This window comes from Magnetovibrio sp. (genome assembly GCF_036568125.1).
Taxonomy (GTDB): domain Bacteria; phylum Pseudomonadota; class Alphaproteobacteria; order Rhodospirillales; family Magnetovibrionaceae; genus Magnetovibrio.
The window spans coordinates 471,723-497,742 of sequence record NZ_DATCTF010000010.1 but is presented as its reverse complement, the minus strand read 5'-3'; the positions used below and the strand labels follow the sequence as shown (position 1 = coordinate 497,742).

At 58.6% G+C, this 26,020-nt stretch carries 18 protein-coding genes; 10 read left to right on the top strand and 8 right to left on the bottom strand.

What is annotated here, in order from left to right:
- The first annotated feature begins 3 nt into the window (after positions 1-3).
- Complete coding sequence (gene yaaA / locus VIN96_RS07045) at positions 4-870, top strand: peroxide stress protein YaaA (RefSeq protein ID WP_331894963.1); 867 nt, start codon at positions 4-6, stop codon at positions 868-870.
- Here the strand turns inward: yaaA and VIN96_RS07040 are convergent.
- On the bottom strand, positions 825-3,362 hold the full coding sequence (locus tag VIN96_RS07040; protein WP_331894961.1) for an ABC transporter permease: 2,538 nt from the start codon (positions 3,360-3,362) through the stop codon (positions 825-827). The two genes, yaaA and VIN96_RS07040, sit on opposite strands and share 46 nt — an antisense overlap.
- Positions 3,363-3,458: 96 nt before the next feature.
- The gene (locus VIN96_RS07035) at positions 3,459-3,896 is read right to left on the bottom strand and encodes a CBS domain-containing protein (protein WP_331894959.1); all 438 of its coding nucleotides are present in this window, start codon (positions 3,894-3,896) and stop codon (positions 3,459-3,461) included.
- A 183-nt stretch (positions 3,897-4,079) separates the two neighbouring features.
- On the opposite strand from VIN96_RS07035, the gene VIN96_RS07030 reads away from it, so the two are divergent.
- From VIN96_RS07030 to VIN96_RS07000, 7 genes are all read left to right on the top strand, one after another.
- The gene (locus VIN96_RS07030; protein WP_331894957.1) at positions 4,080-4,424 is read left to right on the top strand and encodes a TraR/DksA family transcriptional regulator; all 345 of its coding nucleotides are present in this window, start codon (positions 4,080-4,082) and stop codon (positions 4,422-4,424) included.
- 16 nt (positions 4,425-4,440) lie between these two features.
- Entirely contained in the window at positions 4,441-5,673 is a 1,233-nt protein-coding gene (locus tag VIN96_RS07025) for an MFS transporter (protein ID WP_331894955.1), read from the top strand.
- Between the two features lie 284 nt (positions 5,674-5,957).
- The gene (locus tag VIN96_RS07020) at positions 5,958-6,713 is read left to right on the top strand and encodes a PhoH family protein (protein WP_414675596.1); all 756 of its coding nucleotides are present in this window, start codon (positions 5,958-5,960) and stop codon (positions 6,711-6,713) included.
- A gap of 102 nt (positions 6,714-6,815) precedes the next feature.
- Positions 6,816-7,433 (top strand): BON domain-containing protein, encoded by a 618-nt coding sequence (locus VIN96_RS07015; protein ID WP_331894954.1) that lies wholly within the window; start codon positions 6,816-6,818, stop codon positions 7,431-7,433.
- A gap of 7 nt (positions 7,434-7,440) precedes the next feature.
- Complete coding sequence (locus tag VIN96_RS07010; protein WP_331894952.1) at positions 7,441-8,619, top strand: cupin domain-containing protein; 1,179 nt, start codon at positions 7,441-7,443, stop codon at positions 8,617-8,619.
- 376 nt (positions 8,620-8,995) lie between these two features.
- A complete protein-coding gene (locus tag VIN96_RS07005; RefSeq protein ID WP_331894951.1) occupies positions 8,996-9,565 on the top strand; it encodes a hypothetical protein in 570 nt (189 codons plus the stop codon).
- A gap of 589 nt (positions 9,566-10,154) precedes the next feature.
- Positions 10,155-10,739 carry a hypothetical protein gene (locus tag VIN96_RS07000; RefSeq protein WP_331894949.1) on the top strand — a complete coding sequence of 195 codons (585 nt, stop codon included), beginning with the start codon at positions 10,155-10,157 and terminating at the stop codon, positions 10,737-10,739.
- A 322-nt stretch (positions 10,740-11,061) separates the two neighbouring features.
- On the opposite strand, the gene VIN96_RS06995 is transcribed toward VIN96_RS07000, so the two are convergent.
- A complete protein-coding gene (locus VIN96_RS06995; protein ID WP_331894948.1) occupies positions 11,062-12,654 on the bottom strand; it encodes a peptide chain release factor 3 in 1,593 nt (530 codons plus the stop codon).
- A 217-nt stretch (positions 12,655-12,871) separates the two neighbouring features.
- Between VIN96_RS06995 and VIN96_RS06990 the strand changes: the two genes are divergently transcribed.
- A complete protein-coding gene (locus tag VIN96_RS06990) occupies positions 12,872-13,105 on the top strand; it encodes a hypothetical protein (protein WP_331894946.1) in 234 nt (77 codons plus the stop codon).
- A 4-nt stretch (positions 13,106-13,109) separates the two neighbouring features.
- On the opposite strand, the gene VIN96_RS06985 is transcribed toward VIN96_RS06990, so the two are convergent.
- Complete coding sequence (locus VIN96_RS06985) at positions 13,110-13,796, bottom strand: transglutaminase-like cysteine peptidase (RefSeq protein WP_331894944.1); 687 nt, start codon at positions 13,794-13,796, stop codon at positions 13,110-13,112.
- 186 nt (positions 13,797-13,982) lie between these two features.
- Here VIN96_RS06985 and VIN96_RS06980 point away from each other — a divergent pair, with 186 nt between their 5' ends.
- Positions 13,983-16,229, top strand: coding sequence for an HD domain-containing phosphohydrolase (locus VIN96_RS06980; RefSeq protein WP_331894942.1), 2,247 nt, complete (start codon positions 13,983-13,985; stop codon positions 16,227-16,229).
- A 77-nt stretch (positions 16,230-16,306) separates the two neighbouring features.
- Here VIN96_RS06980 and VIN96_RS06975 read toward each other — a convergent pair whose 3' ends face one another.
- From VIN96_RS06975 to VIN96_RS06960, 4 genes are all read right to left on the bottom strand, one after another.
- Positions 16,307-16,513 (bottom strand): hypothetical protein, encoded by a 207-nt coding sequence (locus VIN96_RS06975; protein WP_331894940.1) that lies wholly within the window; start codon positions 16,511-16,513, stop codon positions 16,307-16,309.
- A gap of 181 nt (positions 16,514-16,694) precedes the next feature.
- Complete coding sequence (locus tag VIN96_RS06970; RefSeq protein WP_331894938.1) at positions 16,695-23,129, bottom strand: DUF4114 domain-containing protein; 6,435 nt, start codon at positions 23,127-23,129, stop codon at positions 16,695-16,697.
- Positions 23,130-23,565: 436 nt separating this feature from the next.
- Complete coding sequence (locus VIN96_RS06965) at positions 23,566-25,077, bottom strand: S41 family peptidase (protein WP_331894937.1); 1,512 nt, start codon at positions 25,075-25,077, stop codon at positions 23,566-23,568.
- Positions 25,074-26,009 carry an exopolyphosphatase gene (locus VIN96_RS06960; protein WP_331894935.1) on the bottom strand — a complete coding sequence of 312 codons (936 nt, stop codon included), beginning with the start codon at positions 26,007-26,009 and terminating at the stop codon, positions 25,074-25,076. Before VIN96_RS06960 ends, VIN96_RS06965 begins: the two co-directional genes overlap by 4 nt.
- Positions 26,010-26,020 lie beyond the last annotated feature (11 nt).

The window sequence follows — 26,020 nt, the reverse complement described above, 5'->3', positions numbered from 1 at the left end:
CCCATGCTCTGCGTCATCTCCCCCGCCAAGCGCCTCAACCTCAAGGACTGGGACCGCGAAACCCCCGTCCTGACCACGCCGGACTATCCCGACGACACCACCAAACTGGCAAAGATTGCGGGCGCGCTGGACACCACCGAGATGGAGCGTCTGATGCACATCAGCGCCAAGCAGGCCGTTCAGGTTAAAGAAGACTATAGTGTGTTTTCTTTTCCCCACACCCCCGACAACGCCAAGCCCGCATGCTGGATGTTTTCCGGCGACACCTACGTGGGCCTGGATGCCGAAACCTTGAGCGCCGAGGACCTCGCCTACGCCCAAGATCACTTGGTGATCTTGAACGGCCTGTACGGCAAGCTGCGGCCGTTGGATCTGGTCCGCGCGCATCGCCTGGACATGGGCGCGCGTTTGGAAAACCCCAAAGGCAAGAACCTGTACGAATACTGGGACGACCGCTTGTCCGACGCCATCATCGAACAAGCCAAGGCGAACAAAACCGACACCGTGGTGTGTCTGGCCAGCATCGAATATTTCAAGGCCGCGCGTGGCGAAAACCTGATCGCAAATGGGCTGCGGGTCATCACCCCGGTGTTCAAGGAAATCCGCGAAAACGGCGAGATCAAGATCATGAGCCTGTTCGCCAAACGCGCCCGCGGCATGATGGCGCGCTGGATCGTGCAGAACCGCATCACCGACGCCGAACAGCTCAAGTCCTTCAATGTTGATGGCTACACCTTCCAAGAACAGGCCTCGGAAGGTGACGAGTGGGTGTTCGCCCGCCCGCAACCGAAGAAAAAAACAACACCGCCGAAAAGCAAAGACGATCACACACCGCGATTGCGCAAGTACCGCGAAGGCGCGGACGCGTAAGCGCCCCAGGTCGCGAGCAAGCCCACCGCGACGGTGACCAGGGTGGCGATCAGCGCCAACTGCACGCCGCCGCCGATGGCGATGGTCGCATCCGCAAGCCCCGCCGCGCGGCTGACACCCGCCGCCACCGTCATACCCAACGGCACCGCGATCAACGATACCAACACCCCCAGGGTCGCGAACTCCACCGCCAAGTGGATGAGCATCTGACTGCGCTTGGCGCCCAAAACCTTGAACAACAGCGCTTCATCCAGGCGCGCACTGAGCCCTTGGACCACACTGCCCGCCAGCACCACCAACGCCGCCGCACCGGTCATCAATGCCGCGATGCGCAGCCCCGCGACCAGTGCGTCGAGGGCCGAGGCCAAGGCCTGGATCACGCCTTCGACGCGCACCCGTGCCACTTCGCCGAACTGCACCGCGATCAGGCGTTCCATGTCTGGGCCCCGTCCCGGTTTGGCTTTCACGGCTGCGGCGTAGGTGTGGGGCACGTCTTGCAACGCACCAGGGCTGGCGAGGATGGGAAAATCCAGATCCAAGCGGGTCCAGTCGATCCGGCGCAAGTTGGCGATGCGCCCCGTCACCGGCAAGCCCGAGACGTTGAGCGTGATGGTGTCGCCCACCCCCACCCCCAACTTGGCGGCGATGGCGGCGTCGACGGACAGCAAACGCCTCTCGTCTTGCGGCGGCCACCACGCGCCGTCGGTCAGGGTGCTGCCTGCCGGCATTGAGGATGCGAACGAAACGCCGCGGTCGCCGCGCACCACCCAGTTCAAGGATGCGGGGATATTCAGATCGCGCACCGCCACGCCGCCGATGGCTTCGACGCGGGCGTGCAGAAAAGGCATGATGCGTTTGGACTGCAGGCCGTCCCAGCGCGCCAAGGCGGCGTCCAGGTCATCGGCACGATCCTTAGGCATGGAAAACAGCACCAGATCGGGCGCGGTGGCCGGCAAGGTGGTGGCGACGTGCCGGGTCGCCGCACGTTCGATCCCGTCCAAGGCCACCAGCAGCGTCAGGGTCAGGCCCAACGCCATCGTCACCGCAGCGGTTGGCGCGCCGCCGCGATGCAGATTGCCCAACGCCAAGCGCAACAGGACACTGCGTTTCGACGCGCGGCGCGACAGCCATTGCGCCATGCGCATCAACGCCCGCCCCAAAGCGTAAAACAATAGGGCCAAGACCAACCCGCCCAACAAAAACGCGCCCGTCAGAACCGCCATGGGCGAAACCCAGAACACCAGCGCGACCAATCCGGACAAGATCAAAAGCACCCCGAGTGCGCCGCCACAACCGATGCGCCCCGGCACATGGTCAAAACGTTCGCGCAGCAATTGGCGGGTGGTGACGCTGCGCACCGCCATCAACGGCCACCATGCAAACAACAGCGCCACCAACAAGCCAAATCCCGCCGCGCCGACCAATGCTTTCGCCGACGGCCAGGGGCTCAAATCAAACGGCAATTGATCGGCCACCGCGCCAACGGCCAGAGCCGGACCGAACGCCCCCACCGCGACACCCAGCAGTGCGCCGACACCCGCGCCCGCCAGCACCTCGAAACCCAAGGCGTAGGCGATCACATTGGGCGGCGTGCCGATGCTTTTTAAAATGGCGATGATGTCCATCTTGGCGGTGATGTGCGCGCGCACCGCGCCGCTGATGCCCGCGCCGCCGACCAACATCACGCCGAGCCCCAAAAACAGCAACAACACATGCGCCATCGCCAAGGTGCGCTCCACCCCCGGCACGCCGTCACGCCCGTTGACCATGCGCCAGCCCGAACCGGGAAAGCGTGCATCGATACGCTTGAGGGCTTCGCCCGCATCCGCGGTGGGGGCCAATTTGACGCGGGTGTAGAAATAGATCTCCGCGCCCGGCGCGGCCAATCCGGTTTCGGCCAATCCATCCAGGGCCACCATCACACGCGGGCCTAGGGAAAAGGCGCGAAAGGCGCGGTCCGGTTCGCTCACCAACTTGGCGCGCAGCGTATACGTTTGCGCGCCGACGACGATCTCGTCGCCGATGCTCAATCCCAAGTCGTCGAACACCGCCGCGTCCGCCACCGCACCCCGATCTTGCAACAGCGCCGCCAAAGGTGTCGGGGATGTGGTCTGGACCTCGCCGTAAAGCGGATACGCCGCATCGACGCCCTTGAGCTCGACCAACAGGCTCCGGGTTCCGAATTGCACCATCGGGCGCAATTCGGCGGTGACGCTGGCTTGGCCTTCGCGGGCGATCGCCGCCAACTCATCGACGGATGGCGCGCGATGAAACAATCGTAACGACAAGTCCCCGCCCACCGCTTCCAGACCGCCCTGACGCGCGCCGTCGCGCAGGCTTTGCGAACAGGCCCCGACCAACGCCACCGCGGCGACGCCGACCAACACGCCCGCGACCAACAGGCCCAACGTCCGCGCACGTCCGCGTAAGCCGCCGCGCAAGTCGCGGCGCGCGATGTTTATCGCCAAAAGGATGGATTTAAAAAACGACACGACCCCTCACGCGGTTGCAGATATCCGCGTTCAAGATGGTCGTGTTGTGCCCCGCTGTCCAGCGGTCGCTGCCAGACCGTCGTTACTAGACCGGCGTTACTGGTAGCCGGTGCCGCTGATGTAATCGCGCATTTGCACGCTGTCGACCTGACACTCCGCAAGGCTGTGCTTGATCAGGTCGCCGATGCTGACGATACCGATCAATTCGCCCCCGTCTTTGACCAGAACGTGGCGGGTGCGGCGTTCGGTCATCAGTTCGCGGACCGTCTCCAACGGTTCCTCGGGGCCGACGCTGACGAGATTGCGGGTCATCACGTCGGCGACCTTCATACCATTGATATCGGCATAAAGGGCCAACGCCTGGACGATGTCGCGTTCGGAAACGGTGCCGATGGGGTCGTGATGATTGTCTTCGACGATGGCGAACCCGATCCGTTCGATCTTGAACAACTGGGCCGCATCGCGAATGGAAGCGTTGTGCGAAATTCTGATCAGTTCCGGGCCTTTCTCGGCCAAGATGGTTTTCACAAACATTGGTCGTTCCTCCGCTTGCGCGTTAAACAGGAACCCCCACACCAACGATGCTCTTTATATGGGTATGTGAAAGGCCGTTTTCCAGATCTTTTGCTCCTTATCCTTTTTCGCATTCCTTCATAAAATATGAAATAATCAGCACAGACACTGAGCCGCAATCTCGAACCAGAGAAGTTGAACCCCATGACCGCTATCGATAAAAAAACCGTGCGCAGCCAATTACTTGCCGAACGCCAGGCGCTGCTCCACGACGCCGAGGTAACAGCGGAAGAACGCGGTGTGGTGGAACTCGACCAAACCACCGTCGGGCGTTTGTCGCGCATGGACGCGTTGCAAAATCAGGCCATGCAGGTCGAAACGGAGCGCCGTCGCGCTGTCGAGCTCAAACGCATCGACGCGGCGTTGGCGCGCCTGGACGCGGGCGATTACGGCTATTGCGTCTCGTGCGGCGAAGAAATCCAGGCGAAACGCTTGGAAATGGACCCCGCCACCCCGGTGTGTGTCGATTGCGCCCACAAAGCCGACTGATGGCCCACGCGCGTTCATGAACACCCTGACCTTTCTAATTCAAAACGCCCGTTTCCTCGGTTTCGGCTTGGCCTGCACGCTGGCGAGCAACTTCGGCCAGACCTTTTTCATCGCATTATTCGGCGATCACATCCGCGCCGATTTCGACCTCAGCCACAGCGATTTTGGCGGCCTGTACGCGGTCGCCACCTTGCTCAGCGCCACGGTTATTTTGTGGGCCGGACGCAAGATCGACCGGGTGGATTTGCGTCTGTACACAGGCGTGGTGTTCGCCGGACTTGCGCTGTCGGGCGCATTGATGGCTGCGACTTATTCGCCATGGGTCTTGGTCGTCGCGTTTTTCGGCCTAAGGCTGTTCGGCCAAGGCCTGTTGCGCCATACCGCCGTGGTTTCCATGGCGCGCTATTTCGACGCCGCCCGTGGCCGCGCCATGAGCGTCGTGGGGCTGGGCTATCCCATTGCCGAAGCCACCTTTCCCGCAGCCCTGGTGGTGATCTTGAGCGCCATAAGCTGGCGCGAAGCCTGGGGCGGTTTTGCACTTTATATCTTCACCGTGCATCTGCCGTTGGCGCTGTGGTTGCTCAAAGGCCACGGCGTGCGCCATGCGGCGTTGCAAGAGCGACTGAAAGCCGAAGATGCCGACAAGGGCGACCTCACCCAGCGCCGCCTGATGAGCGACTGGCGCTTTCAAATGATCGTGCCGGCCTCTTTGATGGGGCCGTTCATGATGACCGGGTTGTTTTTCCACCAACTCGCCATCGCCGATTCTAAGGGCTGGGACATCGGTTTGCTCGCCGCCAGCTTCCCCGCTTTCGCCGGCGCCAGCGTCGCCGCCAGCCTGATCAGCGGCTGGGTGGTGGACCGTTTTGGCCCCGGCGTGGTGTTGCCGGTGTTCATCGCGCCGTTGACGCTGGCCTTGATCGTTGTCGCCAGCCTGGATCAAACATGGTCGGCGCCACTTTATTTTAGCCTCGGCGGCCTCACCGTGGGCGCCAGTGGAGTGTTGATCAGCGCGGCGTGGGCGGAAACCTTCGGCGTGCGCCATTTGGGCGCGATCCGTTCGTTGACGTCTTCGATGGCGGTGGTGTCCACCGCCCTGGCCCCGGCGCTGGTCGGCTGGCTTTTGGATGCGGGAATATCGGTTTCCGCCATCGCTTACGGCGGCGCAGGCGTGGCCCTGTTGACCAACGCGCTGGTGCTGTTTCCGGCCAAAGAACTTCGGCGTAAAAAAACAAAAGCGAGCAATTGAACAATTTCTTTAACATCTGTTTTGTTAAAATAGCTGCATCGGTCGATTCGCAAGGAGAGACACTTCGATGCCAAATGGCTCAACAGCCACATCAAGCCCAGGACTTCAGACAAGTCCGCCCTGTGCGACTAGCGCAACGCCACATTATGTAACGGGCGCTTTGGCATTCCTCTCTTTCGAGTCCGCCGCAGCGATTTTCGACTTCACCACCTGCACACGTTTCCAACGCCTCCGCTTCGGGGGCGTTTGTCGTTTGTGCCCAACCTCAACCATCGGAGAGCATCATGGGTAAGAAGTACCGCCGCAACCAAGCCGCCAACACCGCTGACGTTCACACCCTGCATCCGGCTGACGGAAATGGAAAATGGCATCCGCTGATGGACGCCCCCGGGGAAGCCGACAGTTTGAGGGATCAGCGTTACGTCAAAAACGTATCGCCCCGCAGCGAAGGCCAAAAACGCCTGATGAAAGCCATCGACGATCACAATCTGGTCATGGCGTTGGGACCGGCGGGCACCGGCAAGACCTATCTGGCGATTTCCAAGGCCGTAGAGGCGTTTGAAAAAGGCGAGGTCGGGCGCATCGTGCTAACCCGCCCGGCGGTCGAAGCGGGCGAGAGCCTCGGCTATCTGCCCGGCGAGATGGAAGAAAAGATCGCCCCATATCTGCGGCCGCTGTTCGACAGCCTCACCGACCGCATGGGCGGGCGCAGCCTCAAGGCGATGATGAAAAACGGCGAAATCGAAATCGCCCCGGTGGGCTTCATGCGCGGACGCACCCTGAACAACGCGTTCGTGGTCATCGACGAAGCGCAAAACTGCACCTACACCCAGATCAAAATGCTGCTGACCCGCATGGGCTGGCATTCGACCATGGTGGTCACCGGCGACCCCGACCAGACAGACCTTTTGCCCGGCATGTCGGGACTGGCCGACATCGCGCATCGCCTGGAAGCGCTCGACACCGTCGGCGTGGTGCGGCTCAAGGACGAAGACGTGGTGCGTCACCCGCTGGTGGCGGAAATGCTCGCCGTCATCTGACGGCAATAACACTCATGACGCAAAGCCCCTGTCGAATTGACGGGGGCTTTCGTGTTATAAACCTTTCAACACGATCCAATTTTCTGAATGTAGGACGTCACCATGCCGACTATTTCTCGCCGTATCCTCACCGCCGCCGCCCTCGCCAGCCTGATCGCCGCTGCCCATCCCGCCCACGCGATCGACTTCAACCCGCTGTCCTACGTCAAGGGTGCGGTCGAAGCGGTGGTCGAAGACCGCAGCGCCGGCGACATCGCCAAGGACGCGGAAATCAAAGCCAAGATCATCGCCACCATCACCGACCAGATGGGCAGCGACGTGATTTCCTTCAACACCGACGTCTACGAACAAGACGTGATGATCACCGGGGTGGTGGAAACCGGCGACCTGAAAGCCAAGGCCGGGCAGATCGTCAAAACCATCGAAGGGGTTAAGCGGCTCTACAACGAGGTGTTGGTGATCCCCAAGGTCAAGCAGGACAAAGGCGTGGTCGAAGGCTTCGTCGACGACACCGTGATCGAAACCAAGATCAATGCGCAATTGATCGACGCCAAGGCCGTCAACGTCACCAATTTCCGCTGGCGTTCCATCGGCGGGCACGTGTTCCTGTTCGGCCGCGCCTTCACCAAGGACGAACTCGACAAAGCCGTCAAGGTGGTCAAGGGTATCGAAAACGTCACCAAGGTCACCAGCCGGGTGAAGATCAAACCGAAAAGCTGAGCGGGATATGCCCTCGCCCCTCATCCACCTGGACGCCTTGCCCTCCGCAGTTGAATTTTACGCCCGCTATTGGAACAGGCAGCCGTTCGTGGTGCGTGGCGCGATCGCCCCATCAGACATGGACGACTTGATTTCCGCCGATGAGTTGGCGGGACTGGCGATGGAAGACGCGCCGCGTTCACGGCTGCTCAAAACCGCTGGCGCGACGCAGGATTGGAGCTGCGCCTACGGGCCATTCGACGAGGACGACTTCGCCGCCGCCGGTCAATCACATTGGAGCCTGCTGGTACAAAACGTCGAACAGTTCCATCCCGCGACGGCGGAGCTGCTGCGCCATTTCGACTTCGCCCCGCGCTGGTTGCTCGACGACATCATGGTCGGCTTTTCCGCGCCGGGCGGATCGGTGGGCCCGCACTTCGATACCTACCACGTGTTCTTGGTGCAAGGCCCCGGCAAACGGCGGTGGAAGATCAGCCGCGACGCGATCGTCGATCGCGATTACATCGACGGCATGGATTTCAAGGTGCTCAAAAACGGCTTCGACGGCGACGAGATCGAAGTCACCTGCGGCGACGTGCTGTACGTGCCGCCCGGCTTCGGCCACGAAGGCACCACCGTCGAGGACGCGCTGACGTATTCCGTCGGCCTGCTCGGCCCGAAGATGTCGGAACTCTTGACCGGCTACGGTCAATATCTGGCCGAATGCGAAGACCGCGATCCGCGATACGTCGCCGACGGGCTTGACACCGACAGCGCCGGGTTCACCGTCAACCGCACCGCTGTGGGCGAACTGCAAGCCAGCCTCGGTGCACTGTTGAACGCCCAATCGTTCGAAAGCTGGTTGGTGGAATTCCTGACCCAATCGTCGCACGAAGATTTCGGCGTTTATACCGAACGCGAAGACCTCCTTTCCGCCGACGCGTTGCGCACCGCATTGAACCAAGGGAACGGCTTGATCAAGCCCGCCTACGTCAAATTCGTGCTGACGATGTCTTCTCGGGGCGAAATGCTGCTCGGCTTCGACGGCCACAGTTTCACGCTAACACCCGAAAGTATGGCCGTAGTGCGCAGCCTCATCAAAGAAAATCCGGTGCGGCCCGAGGCCCATCCCGACATGCTCGCCGACCCCGCTACGTTCGACCTGTTGCTGACGCTGTACAATCACGAAGCGCTGGAACTGGCGTAACAAAAAAAGGGGGAGCCGCGCTCGAGCCATTAACCGTATGTGGGAAATCCGTATCAGCATTCGGTTGAGGCGGCTTTTCTTACGATGTCTGCTTAGAGATACAAAACGGTCGACTTTCACGCTTGCGTCCTTCGTTCGCATATGCCCCCCGAAGCAGACGTTCGGCCTGTGCTAATGTATGGTCAAATTTTGCCCCCTTGCGGTCTCAGCGCTAACAAAGGGGACAAACATTTTACAGCTTGGAAGACGGATAAACGTACTACCCAGATGATGCGGCAAGGTGACATCATGGATGAACCATAGTGTTTCTTGTGGTCGGTGATGCAAGACGATGTAGAGGATTCAGATGGTTGAGAATTCAGGGGGTCTAACTCCAATGACGATTTCCCGGGAATGGGGCGCATATCTTGTAAAGGCAACAATGTCTGAGGACGAATTGGCTAAAAAGGGAAGGTTTTGGCCAGATCTATCGGAAGCCGAAAAATCAACGTACGAAGAAGACCTGTTGCTAGATTTCGAGACGCAAATCTATCTTTTCCCCAATCCGATTTGGGTGAAAATTGACGAAGTGTTGGATGTCTTGAGGTTTAAGGGCGATGGTGGGGAAGTAAGAATTTACCCACCATTCGAAGTCAGTGATAAGTCCGAAACCTCTGGCGCATTTGATGAGGTATTAATTCCGGAAGGTGTAGAAAAAGTTGAACATGCTGTACCTCTTCCGGAAAGCGCAGTGCGCGGTGTGCGAATGGTCCATGGAACCGACAAGCAACTGAAATGGTGTAGAGGCATCAGAGTAGATACACAGTCAGGCGTGGACAGTTTTAAAATTCTAACCCTTTTGCTTGAGCACATTTGTCAATTTACGCATCAATGGTGGATACGTGCGCCGCATAATCCCATGCACGGCCCTCTGTGCATGGGGGGGGGCAACAACAAAAGATTTTAAGATTCTTTCAGAGCTAAAACACAAAGGAGCGGGGGATGTTGAATCTACTTGGCATGGCATCTGCCAATATCAACCTGAACTCGGATTTGGATCGCCGCTCACTCATGGAACGTGGCTGCTTTCGTGTCATCATACCCAGGAATCTAGAAGAGCGGATACTGGCTTACTCTCCTTCTATGATGGAATGGCAAGCTACATGGCGGGCTGGGACGAAAAGGCCATCTTGAATCTGTGCATTGCGACAGAGATCATGTTGAGTAAACACAGCCTTAAAGTACTTGACCAAAGCCCGTCAAACCTAGGTCGCGCAATACGAAAAACGAAATTAGTTGGACGACAAACACGAGAAACGCTCGCCAATTTAAACACTGACAGAAACTGCGTTGCACATGGTCGGGGACCATCTATTGTAGGGAAAAAGGATGGGGCAACAATTGAAAATTATATTCAAGCTGTTCGAGATCTCATGACCGCGTATTTGAGTTCAATGCCAACTGGAACATGGCCAGACATCATGGATACGAGACTGGAAAATCGAACCAGTCGATAGTCATGGTTCCATTCACGAATTCGCCTATGGTGACAAGCTATGGATACGCTAACTTTCATTTCAACAATAGTCAGTGCTGTCGTTTGGCCGTTACTAATTCTTGTCCTAGCACTCGTAGCATTGCACAAAGCTCCAATATTGGCCTCGCTCATTAAGACCATCCGGTACAAGGAAGTGGAGGTTACATTCCAGGAAGCCAGAGAAATATTGGAGCGCACCTCCCTAGGGCTTCATCTTGCTGAAATTCCGCCCCTTAATCCGAATGACAAGATTCTCAAGCTAGCTGCGGTCGATACTGGTGCTGCAATCATGGAAATTTGGAAGTCACTAGAGGCAGTTCTCTACCGACTGATTCAGAACAACGGAATGATGCGGTTTACAAATCCGACAAAATTCGTGGATGTACTTTGCAGCGAGGGAAAAATTTCGGACGGCGAGAGAGAACTGTTTCACAGTTTACGGCGCCTCCGAAATCAAAGCGTACACGCATTGTATGAGCGTAGTCCGACGATTGCGGAAGTAGTAGAGTTTCAAGACTTCGTTACCGCCTTTTCTGAGAGGCTTGAACAGATCAGGGAGGAACCGGAATACATTAACGTTCCGATAAAGGATGAGGGTTCCTAGACCAATCTACGGACGGGAAAAAGCTTTTAAGTCTTAGTCGATTAAGACGAAATAGCTCGTGCAAAGGTGTTTGAGGATGACTGCAATTGGCTACAGGCAGACATTATGGCTTGAAGGCTCAAACGTCTGCTTACGGATTTAAAACAGCCGTAAGCCGCATGTTGTCGAGCCCCCTAACGGCATTTGGGATTTAGTCGATTTCGTCAAAAAATCATCATGAGACGTCAGCAGAACAAACGCTGCCAGAACAACTTGTTAATGAAATGGGAGCCAACGCATAAAGCGATGGCTCCCCCCACTTGATCTCGTCAACGGCCGTTCATCAAACCAGCGATTGTTCCTTGGTCTTTTGCAAACGGATGTTGGGGAAGTCGTCTTGCGCCTTGTTCAGGTGCCAGGCGTTGCGCGCCATGTAGACGGGTGCGCCGTCGTGGTCCACGCCGGTCGCGCCGCGGTTGGCGTCGAGGAATTCCTTGAGCTGGCGCTCGTCGGGGGCTTCGATCCAGCGCGCGGTGTAAAGCTCGGTCGGTTCGAAATGCACCGGAATTTCGTATTCCGTGCGGATGCGATCGGCCAGCACTTCAAATTGCAGCGGGCCAACCACGCCGACCACCCAATCTGAGCCGATGGTCGGCTTGAACACGCACGCGCCGCCCTCTTCGGCGATCTGCTGCAACGCCTTGCCCAGATGCTTGGCTTTCAGCGGATCGGCGGGACGGGCTTTTTGCAGGTATTCCGGCGCGAACGTCGGCACCCCGGTGAAGCGCAGTTCTTCGGTTTCCGACAAGGTGTCGCCGATGCGCAGATTGCCGTGGTTGGGAATGCCGATGATGTCGCCGGCCACGGCCTCTTCCGCCACTTCGCGGTCCTGGGCCATGAACAACACCGGATTGTGCAGGCTGAGCGTCTTGCCCGAGCGCAGGTGCTTGAGCTTCATGCCACGCTTGAAGTGACCGGAATTGATCCGCATGAAGGCGATGCGGTCGCGGTGTTTGGGGTCCATGTTCGCCTGGATCTTGAACACCACGCCCGTGACCTTGGGCTCGAACGGATCGACGGTGCGTTTGTCGGCAACTTGCGGGCGCGGCGACGGGGCGTACTTGGCCAGCCCGTCGAGCAGCTCGCGCACGCCGAAGTTATTGACCGCCGAGCCGAAAAACACCGGCGTCATGTTGCCTTCCAGATAGGCCTGATGATCGAACGCCGGGCACAGGCCGTGGACCATTTCCACGTCTTCGCGCAGTTTCGCCGCCGCATGGGCGGGCAGCAGTTCGTCCAACAGCGGATCGTCGAGACCGGCAACCTTGATGCCCTCGCCCACCTGACTGCCCTTGGTGCGTTCCATCAAGATCAGTTGGTCATTGATCAGGTCGTAACAGCCCAGGAAATCGCGTCCCATGCCGATCGGCAAGGTCGCGGGCGTAACGTCGAGCGCCAGGCTCTGTTCGATCTCGTCCAAAATCTCGAACGTATCGCGGCTTTCGCGGTCCATCTTGTTGACAAAGGTGGCGATCGGCACGTCGCGCAGGCGGCACACTTCGAACAGTTTCTTGGTCTGGCTTTCCACACCTTTCGCGCCGTCGAGCACCATCACCGCGCTGTCCACGGCGGTCAGCGTGCGATAGGTGTCTTCGGAAAAGTCTTCGTGACCGGGCGTATCGAGCAGGTTGAAGGTCTGCTCGCCGTAATCGAACGTCATCACCGAAGACGCGACGGAAATACCGCGTTCCTGCTCGACCTTCATCCAGTCCGAACGCGCGCGCCGCGCGTCGCCACGCGCCTTGACCGCACCGGCCAACTGAATCGCGCCGCCGAACAACAGCAGCTTTTCGGTCAGTGTCGTCTTGCCCGCGTCGGGGTGAGCGATGATGGCGAAGGTGCGCCGGTTTTCAATGTAATTGACGAGGTGCGTCATAAAGTCTCGAGATCAGGATTGAGGTCGAGGCGAACATAGGCAATTCGACGAAAAACGCCAATGAAAAAGGCGTTGGCCCTCTATCTACGGCGTTTTCCTCGTCCATTTGATGCATTGCTATGCATTCATAACACTGTGATAATAACAAATGATTCTTGTTATTCATATGACAATTAGTCACACCACAGAAGTGTCGAAGCAAAACTAGGAATGCCAAATGGGATCGCAGAGTCAGAAAAACACGGATGAGAGCCGTGCCTCCACCCGTCGTGACGACATTGAACAGCGCAGCAATACGGACCGCCGCACCAAAGCCGAAGACCGCCGCCAAGACAACGTTCCGGTGGTGATCGAACGGCGCAGCAACGCGGACCGCCGTGCGGCGTCGGATCGGCGCGAGTTCGAACGCCGTTCGGGCCGCGACCGCCGCGACGAACCGTGGTCGGCTTAAGCGCTCAGCTTCCCGCTGGTACGTGTTTCCACCAGGCTTTCTGATTGATGGAGAAAACCGGTAGGTAGTGCTTGATCTTGGTGGTCGGCACCACCTGCTTGATTTGGTTGTCGAGCACGTAAGGCTTGCCTTTGTAATAGACCACCAAGATGGCGTGGCCGATCTTGAGGTTGAGATCCTTGACTGCGACGACGCGCAACTCATCCTCGCTATAGCCCAGCAGACGCAGGGACATGTATTTTGCGATGGCATAGTCTTCGCAATCGCCGAACTTGGCCATGAACTCACCCGGCGTGGCCCAAAAGTCCTTTTGCCCCCAATTGACCGGGTCGGTGATATAGGGCGCGCGGTTCATGTAATCGTTGATCTCGCGGATCTGGCTGACGGCATCCTTGTCCTTGATGCCTTTGAGAAACTTGATCCACTTGTCGAAATTGCACTTGTTCAGTTCTTTATCGTCGCAAGTGCCTTTTTTCGCCGCGGCCTCTTCCTTGGAATAGCGCGCCAACGCTTCGTTCCACTTCTTGAACGCATCCATCTTGGTGGACATCTGTTCGGTGGTATCGAAAAAGCTGGCTTCCCCGGCAGCCGCCCAGGTCGGCGACATGTCGAATGCGGCATAGACGGCAACAAACACCGCGAAGAACGCCACCCGCATCAAGTGCGGTGTGTGGGTCCGATGCGGCGTCATATCCCCTCTGTCTGGCGCACAAAGCGGCATGCAACGTCTTCCAGTGCAATCAATTGCAACGATGGCCAGTATATATGCAGCTTTGAGACCGGCGCAAAGCTATATTCCCCATTTGCCAGGGTGATGGATTATCGGTAGAGTCCCGTAATTGTTGATGTTTAGCATGTTTTGCTTGGGGAGAGACCGGTGTCGGACAACGCGTCAGAACAAAAGCAGCAAACCAGCAGCGACGCCGCCGCTCAAAAGGGTGATCAACAACTCGAAGATGTAAAACGCCCCGTCAACAAATTCGTTTTTATCGGCGTGATCGTGATGCTTGCCGCTGTCGGCGCATCGATTTTCGGTGCGTTCAAGTTCGTGGAAGACGAACGCGCCCGCTCGCTTCAAGAATGGCAAATCCGCCTTGGCATTGTCGGCGATTCCCGCTCCGCTGCCGTCAACGAGTGGCTGGCCGGGAACTTCAAAACCATGCGCGAACTGGCGGAAAACGCCTCTTTGCAGCTGTATATGAGCGAAATCGCCGCCGCCAAGGCCCCATCGGAAACAAGCATTGAGGACGACCCCTTTGCGACCTCGGACGGTGGCGGTGCCGCGGAAACCACCTATCTGCGCAACATCCTGACCGCCACGGCGGAACGCACCGGCTTCAAACCGCCTGTGGAAGCCGCCGCCGTTTCCGCCAACATCGAACGTGTGGGCGTCGCAGGATTGGGCCTGGTTGACGCCGAAGGTCTGCCGGTGGCCTCGTCGCCCGGCATGCCGCCGATGATCGGCAAACTCAAAGACGCCGCCATGCAGGCCCTGGAAGGTGAGCCGACCATCATCGACATCTACATGGGCCCTTCCAACCAGCCGACCATCGGCTTCGCCCTGCCCGTTTACGGTATCCAGGACGACGGCCGCGGCGCCAAAGGCATCGGCGCGGTGATCGGCGTCAAGATCGTCGATGAAGACCTCTACGCCAAGTTGGTGCAGCCGGGTGAGACGTCGGAAAGCTCTGAAACCTATTTGGTGCGCAAGCAAGGCATCACGGCGGAATACCTGACCCCGTTGAAGGACGGCACACCCGCCCTCAAACGCGCCCTGGCCATGGACACCCCTGAACTGGCCGCCGCCTATGCTCTCACCGCACCCGGCGGTTTCGCGCTCAAACGCGACTACCTGGGCGAAGAGGTGCTGATGTCGTCCCGCCCCATTTCCGGCGCGCCGTGGGTGCTGGTGCGCAAGGTGAACCGCGCCGAAGCGTTGGCGGAAACCGAAACGCGTCTGAAAACGATACTGACCGTATTCATCTTGATCATCGTCGGCGTCACCATCGCGGTGTTCGCGGTGTGGCGACATGGCTCGTCGTTGCGCGCCACCCAGGCGGCTCAAAATTTCAAGATCTCCGCCGAACGGTTCGAGAACCTGTCGAAGTTTATGAACCTGATATCCAACTCCCACCCCGCCGGCATTGTCGCGGTGGGTGGCGACACGGTCTACACCTACGCCAACGAGCCCGCGGCCAACGATGCCGGCATCCCGGTCGGCGACATGGTCGGCAAAACCATGGCCGCCGTGATCGGCCCCATCAAGGCGCAGGTCTATGCCGACATCAATGAAAAGGTTCTCAAACGCTTCAAGGAAACCGAAGACCGCGACGCCTGCCGTGAAATGCACATCAGCACTTTCGGCGACGACGACGACGACGAGGCCGACGATTTGCAGGTGATCAAATCCGATCACATTCCCTTGCGCGGTGACCGCGACCATCCGCCGGGTGTGTTGATGATTTTGGAAGACATCACCGAACTGACCCGCGAACGCCGCCGTAGCGAAAAAATGCTGCGTCAGTTGATCGACACCTTGGTCAGCGTCGTCGACCGTCGCGATCCCTTCTCCGCGAACCATTCCAAGCACGTCGCCGAAGTCGCCAAGGCCATCGCCTTGGAAATGGGTCAAGACGACTTGGCGGCCAAGACCGTGGACATTGCCGGCAGCCTGATGAACCTGGGCAAGATCTTCATTCCCCCCGAACTGCTGACCAAGACCGGCGACCTGACGCCGCAAGAACGCCAGACTTTGATGTCGAGCTATCTGGTCAGCGTCGATCTGTTGAAGGACGTCACCTTCGAAGGTCCGGTGGTCGACACCATCCGCGATATGGGCGAAACCTGGGACGGCAATGGGCCATTGGGAAAAGCCGGCGAGGACATCTTACAGTCGGCGCGCATCCTGGCGGTCGCCAACGCCTTCGTCGGCATGGTCAGCGCGCGTGCATACCGCGACGCCATGACGTTCGAAAAGGTTTCCGACATCTTGCTATCGGACACCGGCAGCAAGTTCGACCGCAAACCGGTTTCGGCGTTGATCAATTTCCTGGAAAATCGCGACGGCAAGGAAAAATGGGCGCATTACCGTGAGCGCCCGGAAGCGGTGAGCGAAGCGGAATAGTACCAAGACGTCGTCTTGATGAGCGTGACGAGAAACCTGCGGACCATGCCCGCAACGTACGTGCCCGCAGTTAAGCTTTAGACGCGCGTGATGTCTTCGACCACAAAACCGTCGCGTTCGGGATAGCGCATTTGCACCTTGGCCAAGGCACTGTTTTCGTCGTCGGCCTTGATCTCGATGTAATGACTGTCGCCCCAATCGTCACTGAAGCGCTTGTGGTGCTCTCCATCACGGAGAAGCTCTCGGACTTTTTCGTTATAGACGATGACTTCAAAGGTCAACATAGCACACTCCTTGCACTCCTATTGAACGCGCTTGGCATGCATTTGTCTGTGATGGTGAACACAGTCTTCACGTTCGGCGCACATCCTACCGGATCAGATACGCGTCACACCAAAGATTATAACACAAATACGGCGGCCATGGAGGCCGCCGTATTGTTCATAATCGCCGATGTGTTGACGCTTAGCAGTTGTCGTCAGGGGTCCAATCGTCGGAACCACTGTCGGAGCTGGAATACCCATCGCTGCTGTCGTCTTGATACGATGTGTCACCGCCGTCGCTGCTTTGGTCTTGCGACGAGCCGCTACCCAACGGGGTGATTCCGCCGTAATCATCCTTGCTGTCACCGTCGGTGAGCGAGCTGATGTCGTATTCCTCGCCTTCGAAGTTCAGCGTATCGCTGTCTTCGAACATCGCCGCCAGCGGATCCAGGGCATCGACCGAGGTGTCGCCTTCGACGCTGATGTCTTCCGGCAGCACCACATCGATGGTCGACGTGCTGGTCGCCGTGTCACCGTTCGATGCTTCGACGGACGTCACAGAAACGCTGAGCGAGAAGTCTTGACCCACCGTTTCATCGACTTGCAGGGTCAATCCATCGAGATCGCTTTCACCCAGGGTCCAAGTACCGTCGCCATTGTCCGTACCAGCGCTGAAGGTCGCGCCTTGCGGGACGCCGGAAACGGTGATGTCGGTCAGGGTTTCCGACCCGTCGACATCGGTCAAACCGGTGTCGATGGTGATGTCGTACGTCAGCAGCAAGTTCTCTGCCGGGTTGCTGGCCATCATGTCGTTCAGGCCGAACTGCCCGTCGGTGAATTGGAAGGTTTCGATGTTTTCAACCAAGTTCACGCCGTCATCGCCACCGTTCAGGTGCTCGATCACGTACTGACCGCTGGTGCCCGGCATTTCGGTGAACAGGTAATCTTCCCGTGCACCGCTGAGCACCATGACGTCCGAACCGGCGCCACCATTGACTTTGTCGTAACCGCCGCCAGCGAAGATCACATCGTTGCCGTCGCCGCCATCAATGTCGTCGTTGCCGGAACCTCCGATGAGGAAGTCGTTGCCGGAACCGCCTTCGATATCGTTGTTGCCGGAACCGCCGAAGATGATGTCGTTGCCTTCATCGCCTTCGAGGTTGTCGGAACCCGCGCCGCCGAAGATCAGGTCGGCATCGCGACCACCTTCGATATCGTCGGCACCGCCCATGCCGGCCAGGACATCGTTGCCGCTCTCGCCGTCAACGTCGTTGTCTCTCCAGTCGCCGGTCCACTCGTCATCCTTGGACGACAGGTCGTTTTCCTTCTCGTCCCAGCCCGCGCCATAACCCGCACCGGCACCGAAGTTGATGTTGGAGTAGTCGGACCCTTCGACGGTATCTCCGCTAACGCTCACGCCGCCGATACCGGTGGTCAGATCAGGCGCATCCGCCACAGCCGTGACCGTCACGGTCGAAGACCCAGTCGCCGTCTGTCCGTCCGTGCCGGTGGCCGTGATGGACAGGTTGAACGCACCCGAGTAGTCGTTCGGCGGGGTGATGGTGAGACCACCCAGGTCGCCGCCATCCATCGTCCACGTGCCGTCACCGTTGTCGGTACCAGCTGAGAACGTCGCGCCCGAGGGCACGCCCGAGATGACCACAGAGGCTAAGCTGCCACCAGCAATCGCCGCGGAGATATCGACCGGAATGGCCGTGTCTTCGTTGCCGGTCACGTCGCTGGTTTCGACCGTCGGCGCCTCAGGCAAGGACGCCGTAACCGTCTGCGAGACGGATGCGGTGTCACCGTTGGGTTCGGTCGCCGTGGCGGTTACCGTCAGATCCAGATCACCGGATACATTTTCAGGCACCGTCACGGTCAAGCCGGACAGCTGATCCGTGCTCAGCGTCCAGGTGCCGTCGCCGTTGTCCGTACCTGCGGACAGTTCAGCGCCACTCGGCACACCACTGACGAGAATCGACAGGGTTTCGGAACCGTCGGTGTCGTTCAAGCTGGACGTGATATCCAGGTTGAAGACGTTGCCGTCGGTCGCCACCCAGTCATCGCCCGAAGCGACCACGAAGTTGTCGATCAACAGGCCTTCTTGGCACGCCGTCGCATCCACGCCCATATTGAGCTGGAGTTGACCGTTTTCGTCCAACGTCGCCGTCAGCGTCTGCGTGCCATCACCGTCCGTGGTGTTGAGAATTTGCTCGCCGTTGGCCGTAACGGTGAAGTAATCCGCATGGGACCCGCTTTCGTCCCAACCGCCGTAATTGGCGACATCGAACGAAATGGTGATCGTCTTGCCAGCGTTTTCTGCGCCGAAGTCGAAGGTCTTGGTCGCGGTATCGTTATGGTCGATGTTCATCTGACCGTAGTAGCTCGAAACTTCACCGCCCCATCCCGACACGCCGTCGTTGAAATCGTCGGAAGCAAGTGTTTCACCGGCTCCGGTGTCGCCGCCACCTTCGACTTCTGTGAGACTCACCGAAAGCGTCGGCGCATCCGCCACGGCCTCAACCGTCACGGTGGTGGTCGTGCTGGTGGTTTGGCCGTCGCTGGACGTTACGCTCACGCCCAGATCGAACGCACCGCTATAGTCTTCCGGAGGCGTGATGGTCAAACCATCCAGATCTCCGCCACCCAACGTCCACGAACCGTCGCCGTTGTCGGTACCGGCCGACAAGGTCGCACCCGTGGGCACGCCACTGATCACCACAGAAGCAACGGAACCGCCATCGACGACCGCCGTAATGTCGACCGGAATGGCCGTATCCTCGTCGCCGGCCGCATCGCCAACGTCAACCGTCGGGGCATCCGGCAAATCGGCCGTAACCGTCTGCGAAACCGATGCGGTGTCGCCATTGGGCTCGGTCGCCGTTGCCGTCACCGTCAGATCGAAATCGACCGTGACATCGCTTGGCACCGTGATACTCAGCCCGCTCAATTGATCGGGGCTCAGGCTCCATGTGCCGTCACCGTTATCCGTACCGGCAGACAGCGTGGCGTTAGCCGGAATTCCGGCCACAACCAGTGACAAGGTTTCCGAACCGTCCGTGTCCACCAAGTTCGAAGTGATGTTCAAATCGAACGACGTGGTGGCGGTGCCACTGCCAGCTTGCGTGGTGAGGTTCAAATTGACGTCGTTGAAGTCTTGATCGCCGCCGCCATTGAGGTCTTCCCAATTCATGTTGCCGATAGCACCGCTATCGCTTTCATGGTCGTAACCATCTGCGTTCAGGGTCTGGTTGGTGAAGAACAAGCCACCACCCGAAGCCGAATCGAGCACGTTGCCACCGGCGTCCATAACCTGCCAGGTGCCGCTGCTGTCTTGAGCGAAGGTGACGCTTTCACCGTTCGACAAACCAGGGTTCTGCGTGCCGCCATCGGACAACAGGAAGAAGCCGATGGTGCTCGGGTCGATATCATCCAGTGTGAAGCTGTCGCCAACACTTTCCTTAGCATCGGCCCAAATCACGCCACCTTCGACAGGATCGCCGTTTTCATCCATCCGATACCAGCCAATGGTGTTTTCATAACCCGCGCTGGCTTGGCCCATGTTTTCAAGGGTCAAGCTGCCGCTAACGTCGTTGACGACGGCTGCGCCAATGCTCACGTCCAGCGTCGGTGCGTCGGCCACTGCGATCACCGTCACCGGAACGTCGACCGAAGCCGTACCGCCCTCGGATGTGGTCACCGCGACACCGAGTGTCGGCGTACCGCTGTAGTGTTCAACCGGCGTCATGGTCAGGTTGCCAAGGTCGGCCAAATCGGCGCCGTCAATGGTCCAGGTTCCATCACCGTTGTCGGTACCCAGTGACAGGCTCGCACCCGTCGGAACGCCGCTGATCACGACGTTGGTCAGGGTTTCGCCACCCACCGGCGTCACCGTGATGCCGATCGGGATGTTGGTGTCCTCATCACCGATCCCACCACCCACAACCGCGATGCCCGGGGTGTCGCCGACCGGCGTCACCGTGACAGATAGCGATTGGGTGGCGGTAGCCGTGTCCGAAGGCAGGCCGGTTGCCGTGTCGGTGACCAGAGTGGTCACGGACAGATCGATAGTGCCATTGAAGTTGCTCGGCGGCGTCAGCGTCAGACCGTCCAATTGCCCTTCGCTCAACGTCCAGGTGCCGTCACCGTTATCGGTACCGGCGCTCAGCTTCGCACCGTCCGGAACGTTGGAGATGGTGATGGAGGTGATGCTTTCAGACGTATCGGTGTCCGTAACGGCCGTTGTGATATTCAACGCGATCACCGTGTCTTCCGCGCCACCCGAGGTGGTCGCGCTCAAGGTCGGCGCATCGGCATCAGGTGTCACGCTGACGCTCAAGGTGGCGGGGGTTTGCGTGGTCGCCGTGGCGGTGCCGTCCGTCGCCGTCGCCGTTACATTGAGATCGAAGGTGCCGCTGTAGTCACCCTTGGGCGTAATGGTAAGGCCGGTCAGATCGCCCGGCGCCAACGTCCAGCTGCCGTCGCCATTGTCGGTGCCGGCGGACAAGTTTGCGCCGTCGGGTACGCCGGAAATGGTGATCGAAGCAATCGTGTCGCCCGCGTCAGAAGTCGAAACGGAAATATCGAGGGCGACGGTGCCGTCTTCGTTGACCGTAGCGTTGTTAACGGAAATCGCCGGCTCGCCTGCCACAGGCGTCGGAGCCTCAACGACGACGCCAACCGTTTGCGTTGCCGTGGCCGTATCGGAAGGCAGGCCCGTGGCGGTATCGGTAACCTCAGTTGTGACTGACAAATTGATGGTACCACTGTAGTCCGCAGCCGGAGTGATGGTCAGGCCTGCCAGATCGTCCGCGGACAGAGTCCAGGTGCCGTCACCGTTATCTGTACCGGCGCTCAGCTTCGCACCGTCCGGAACGTTGCCAATGGTGATCGAGGTCACGGTTTCAGACGTATCCGTATCGGTTACAGCCGTCGTAATATTCAATGCGATCGCCTCGCCGCCCTGGCCGGTGCCCGCCGTCGCGCTCAACGTCGGGGTATCGGCATCCGGCGTCACGCTGACGCTCAAGGTGGCAGGGGTTTGCGTGGTTGCCGTCGCAGTGCCATCCGTCGCCGTCGCAGTGATCTTAAGATCGAAGGTGCCGCTGTAATCGCCCTTAGGCGTAATGGTGAGGCCGCTCAACTGACCGGGAGACAGAGTCCAGGTGCCGTCGCTGTTGAGCGTGCCGGCCGACAGGCTTGCGCCTTCTGGCACGCCGGAAATGGTGATCGTCTCGATCGTATCGCCAGCGTTCGTTGTTGCCACGGTAATGTCGAGAGCGACGGTGCCGTCTTCGTTGACCGTCGCATCGTTAACGGAAATCGTGGGCGCGCCAGCCGTGTCCTCGGGTGTATCTTGAGGATTGTCTGTCGGCGGAGTTCCTTCCGGAGGTGTGCCTTTGGGAATATCTTGGGAGGGCGAGCCCTGCTGCCCGCCGGTCAATTGCGAAAGACCGACAGCCGCGGCGTCCACGGCCACGGTAATTGGGTCGTCGGCGCCGTTGATTTGATCGGAAGCACCCGCGGCGGTGTCGAAGTTGGCAAGTTCGTCCTCAACCGTTTGAGCGCCCGCAGCGGTGTCGAAGTCTGCCAGACCGTCGGCTTGAATATCAGAGGCATCTTCGCCGGAAGAGGTTTCAAAATCAGCCAAACCATCGGCATTCAGCCCCTGGCCTTGCTGAATTTGAGCCTGAAGACCAAAGTCGTTGACGTTATGTTGGTTCAACGGCAAGTAACGCAGAGAACCGGAGAACGAGTTGATCATGCTCTCGGTATTCATGACCGAACTTGCGCTCGGCGCGGACAAGAAACTGTTCACCACGGTAAATTCGTTGGCGCCGTTCAAGACCGTCACGCCACCAGTGTTCGTCACCACGACTTCGCCGACGAAGCCGTCGGCTTCTTCCATCAACACGATGTCGAGGTTTTGACCGTCGGACAAATCCAAGCCCACCTGGGTGCCGCGAATACCAATGGTCGCGACCGGGGTGTGCAAAGTCATGGCGTCGGGATCGGTCTTGGCGACCTGACCGGACACAAAGGTGAACACACCTTGCATCACAGACATGGACACGGAACCTTCCTGGGTGCCCGGATCGTAAACCATTTCATCCAGAACCATGCGACCGTCTTCAGCCATGGAGAACGTGGTTTCGTCGGCCAAGATCACGCCGATGGCACCGTCGGGACCGGTTTCGAGAATGTCACCCTGATAAACGGGATCGCCCGCTTGCAGTTCGACGCGTGTACCGTCCGCGCGCACCGCCGTGACCGTGCCGACAAGCTTTTCAACCTGACCGATAGGTTGTTCGGTGACACCTTCCGCACCGGCCTGGGCTACCATTCCAGGGGCGACGGGACCGGCCAAACGAGCAGCAAGATCTCCTGGCACCTCGGCGCCTTGCTCAGACGCCAATGTCGGCTGCGGATCGACCATGAAGTAATCCTTCACGACCACTTCGCTGCCGTCAGGCCAGGTCAAGATCAGATCGGGGCCCTCATGCGCATAATCAGCCGTTGCCGGGTTGAGCCCTTCGGGGATCACAATCGTATCGCCAGAGGTCGCCTCTACGGAGAAGCTTGTGCTTTCGCCGGAGGTGAGGTCAACAGTGCCGTTGCCTAAATCGTTGGTAGCCATGGTTCGAAACCTTCCGATATCGAAAAACCCAGGGAACCCAAGTCAAATCGGTCATTCGACCCAGTCCCTAAAAACGCAAAATGCCGCCCAAGAGCGAGAGACCGAAGCGTTCGGTCACTATCAAGGTCGCGGCAAAAAGAGCGGAAAAATAGTGGTGTTCCTTATTAAAAGCATACATCTGTGGCGATTCACGCGTCAACACGAGCACACTTTTATGGCGATATAAGAAAAGCTGTTGATCTTGGCGACACACTTGAGCAACAGAAGCTAACCCGCCATGATCAAACGGTTTTTCTTAAGGTTACCATTTTCGATAAAAAAACCATCCTGGCGTAAGGGTGCGGTGCGCGCTCCGTCCCCGGGTCGCACCAGTGTGCATCGCTACACAACCTGCACAACCACTTGATTTTACACAGTTTTGAAAATCAGCGAAAGCTTATAGCCTTGGCGTCGCGGAAACTTCGTGCGCGATGGTGGCAAGAAAGGCCTCGGTCGTGCCAGCATGCAGATAGGCCAATGCACATCCTAGCTCTCGATCTTCGCCATCAGGTCCCGCCGTCGGGCACGTTTCACGGTCCAGCGTCGCGCGAGCAGGTTTTTCGGCAAGAGAATCGCCGTTCAGCGCCCCCGGCAAATCGGCTTCGCGTTTGTAAGTTTGCGCTTCTTCCGCATTGGCGGGCAACGGGCGACTCAACACGATATCGGGTCCGACGCCGCGGGCCTGAATGGTGTGCCCGGACGGAGAGTAATACCGAGCCGTTGTGAGCCGCAACGCGCCTTCAAGCGGTAACGGCTGGATCGTCTGCACCGAGCCCTTGCCAAACGAACGCCGCCCCATCACCACCGCGCGGCCTTGGTCGCGCAACGCACCGGCAACGATTTCGGACGCCGAGGCGGAGCCTTCGTTGATCAACACGACCACCGCCGCACCATTGCTCAAATCGCCGGGCTTGGCCATAAACACCCGATCCCGTCTCCTGTCGCGCTCGCGCACCGAGACGATTTTGCCGCGATCCAAAAAGCTGTCCGACACGAATAAGGACTGGAACAACAAACCGCCTGGGTTGTTTCGCAGGTCCAACACCACGCCCTTGAAGTTGGGACCGGCTTGGGCGTGCAATTCCTGAAAAGCCTGTTTCAGCTTGGGTTCGACCTTTTCGTTGAAACTGGCGATGCGTACGTACGCGATATCGTCTTCCATATGCCAACGCACGGAGCGCACCTCAATCACCGCACGCACGATGCGCACGTCGAACGGGGCCTCTCCATCGCGCATGATGGTCAACACGATCGGTTCGCCCGGGCGTCCGCGCATCAATTTGACCGATTGGGACAGGGTTTTCCCACCAATCGGCTCACCTTCAATGTGCGAAATACGGTCGCCAGCGATGATGCCCGCGCGGTACGCGGGGGTATCCTCGATGGGCGAAACCACCTTGACCAGTCCCTTCTCCATCGTCACCTCAAGTCCCAAACCACCGAATTCGCCCCGGGTAATGACTTGGGTGTCGCGTAACTCGTCGGGATTTAGGTAGCTGGAATGCGGATCAAGAGTGGCGATCATCGCGTCCAACCCCGCCTCGACCACCGCGCGCGGTTCCAAACTGGCCGGCTCGGCATTCAGGTCCTTAACGCCCTGGATTGCGGCATCGATCAATTGGACGCTGTCGGTTTCAACCACATAATTGGCGCGCACTTGGCGAAAGGCATCGCGAAAATGATCGCGCTGGCGCAAATTTCCAGGATTGTTCGAATACAGGTCGTACGTTTCGTAGAAACGCACCAACTCTTTTTCGCCTTCCGGGTCGGCAGGCGTCATCGAGCCGAACACACGAACGACCTGATCTATGGCGACACGGCCATCCGAACAGGCGCTGAGTGTCTGCAACAGACCAAAAGCCATGGCCCCGCCCAAAACGAAGGCCATCAATTGACTAAAGCGGTTCATCCGTCGGCGGTTATGCGGGCAATCAGTTCAGCCTGCACGCGTTCTGAGTCATCGTTGTCGATCTGGCACGTGCCTGCGTTCAAATGACCACCGCCGCCATATTCCAGCATCAACGAACCGATGTCCGTCTTCGAACTGCGATTGAGCACCGATTTGCCCACCGCGAACACGGTATTGAGCTTGTTCAGACCCCAGATCGCATGAATCGAAATATTGGTATCGGGATACATCGCGTAAATCATGAAGCGGTTGGTGGCGTAGATGGTGTCCTCGGAACGCAGGTCCAACACCGCCAAATTGCCATGCACCGTGGTGCAGCGTTCAATCTGGTCACGAGCCCGGGCGGCGTGGTCCATGTACAACTCGACGCGTTCCCGGACATCGGGCAGGTCCAAGATCTCATCGATGCTGTGATCGCGGCAATAATCGATCAATTCCATCATCAACTGATAGTTGGAAATGCGGAAATCTTTGAAGCGCCCCAGACCGGTGCGCGAATCCATGATGAAGTTGAGCAACACCCAACCGTCGGGATTGAGAATTTCCTGTTCGTTGAACTGAGCGCTATCGGCTTTGTCCACGGCTTCCATCATATCGGTGGAGATGTTTTTAAACTCAACATGGCCGCCGTAATAGTCATACACCACCCGCGCCGCGGACGGGGCTTCGGGATCGATGACGTGGTTGGGCGGAATGTCGTCGAGACGAATCATCTCGCTGGCGTGGTGATCGAACGCGATATGAACGCCCGGCACATACGGCAGATTGGTGGTGATATCGTCTTCGGAAATCAGGATGGTTCCATCCTGCATGTCCTTGGGGTGAACGAACTTGATGTCTTCGATCAAATCCATTTCCTTGAGCAGCACCGCGCACACAAGACCGTCAAAGTCGCTACGCGTTACCAGTCGAAATTTTTTATGGTCGCTCATCCAGTCTGTTC

Excerpts from the sequence above, each read along its gene's own strand:
- yaaA (WP_331894963.1), top strand. The coding sequence starts at position 4 with ATGCTCTGCGTCATCTCCCCCGCCAAGCGCCTCAACCTCAAGGACTGG.
- VIN96_RS07035 (WP_331894959.1), bottom strand. The coding sequence starts at position 3,896 with ATGTTTGTGAAAACCATCTTGGCCGAGAAAGGCCCGGAACTGATCAGA.
- VIN96_RS07030 (WP_331894957.1), top strand. The coding sequence starts at position 4,080 with ATGACCGCTATCGATAAAAAAACCGTGCGCAGCCAATTACTTGCCGAA.
- VIN96_RS07025 (WP_331894955.1), top strand. The coding sequence starts at position 4,441 with ATGAACACCCTGACCTTTCTAATTCAAAACGCCCGTTTCCTCGGTTTC.
- VIN96_RS07020 (WP_414675596.1), top strand. The coding sequence starts at position 5,958 with ATGGGTAAGAAGTACCGCCGCAACCAAGCCGCCAACACCGCTGACGTT.
- VIN96_RS07015 (WP_331894954.1), top strand. The coding sequence starts at position 6,816 with ATGCCGACTATTTCTCGCCGTATCCTCACCGCCGCCGCCCTCGCCAGC.
- VIN96_RS07010 (WP_331894952.1), top strand. The coding sequence starts at position 7,441 with ATGCCCTCGCCCCTCATCCACCTGGACGCCTTGCCCTCCGCAGTTGAA.
- VIN96_RS07005 (WP_331894951.1), top strand. The coding sequence starts at position 8,996 with ATGACGATTTCCCGGGAATGGGGCGCATATCTTGTAAAGGCAACAATG.
- VIN96_RS07000 (WP_331894949.1), top strand. The coding sequence starts at position 10,155 with ATGGATACGCTAACTTTCATTTCAACAATAGTCAGTGCTGTCGTTTGG.
- VIN96_RS06995 (WP_331894948.1), bottom strand. The coding sequence starts at position 12,654 with ATGACGCACCTCGTCAATTACATTGAAAACCGGCGCACCTTCGCCATC.
- VIN96_RS06990 (WP_331894946.1), top strand. The coding sequence starts at position 12,872 with ATGGGATCGCAGAGTCAGAAAAACACGGATGAGAGCCGTGCCTCCACC.
- VIN96_RS06985 (WP_331894944.1), bottom strand. The coding sequence starts at position 13,796 with ATGACGCCGCATCGGACCCACACACCGCACTTGATGCGGGTGGCGTTC.
- VIN96_RS06975 (WP_331894940.1), bottom strand. The coding sequence starts at position 16,513 with ATGTTGACCTTTGAAGTCATCGTCTATAACGAAAAAGTCCGAGAGCTT.
- VIN96_RS06970 (WP_331894938.1), bottom strand. The coding sequence starts at position 23,129 with ATGGCTACCAACGATTTAGGCAACGGCACTGTTGACCTCACCTCCGGC.
- VIN96_RS06965 (WP_331894937.1), bottom strand. The coding sequence starts at position 25,077 with ATGAACCGCTTTAGTCAATTGATGGCCTTCGTTTTGGGCGGGGCCATG.
- VIN96_RS06960 (WP_331894935.1), bottom strand. The coding sequence starts at position 26,009 with ATGAGCGACCATAAAAAATTTCGACTGGTAACGCGTAGCGACTTTGAC.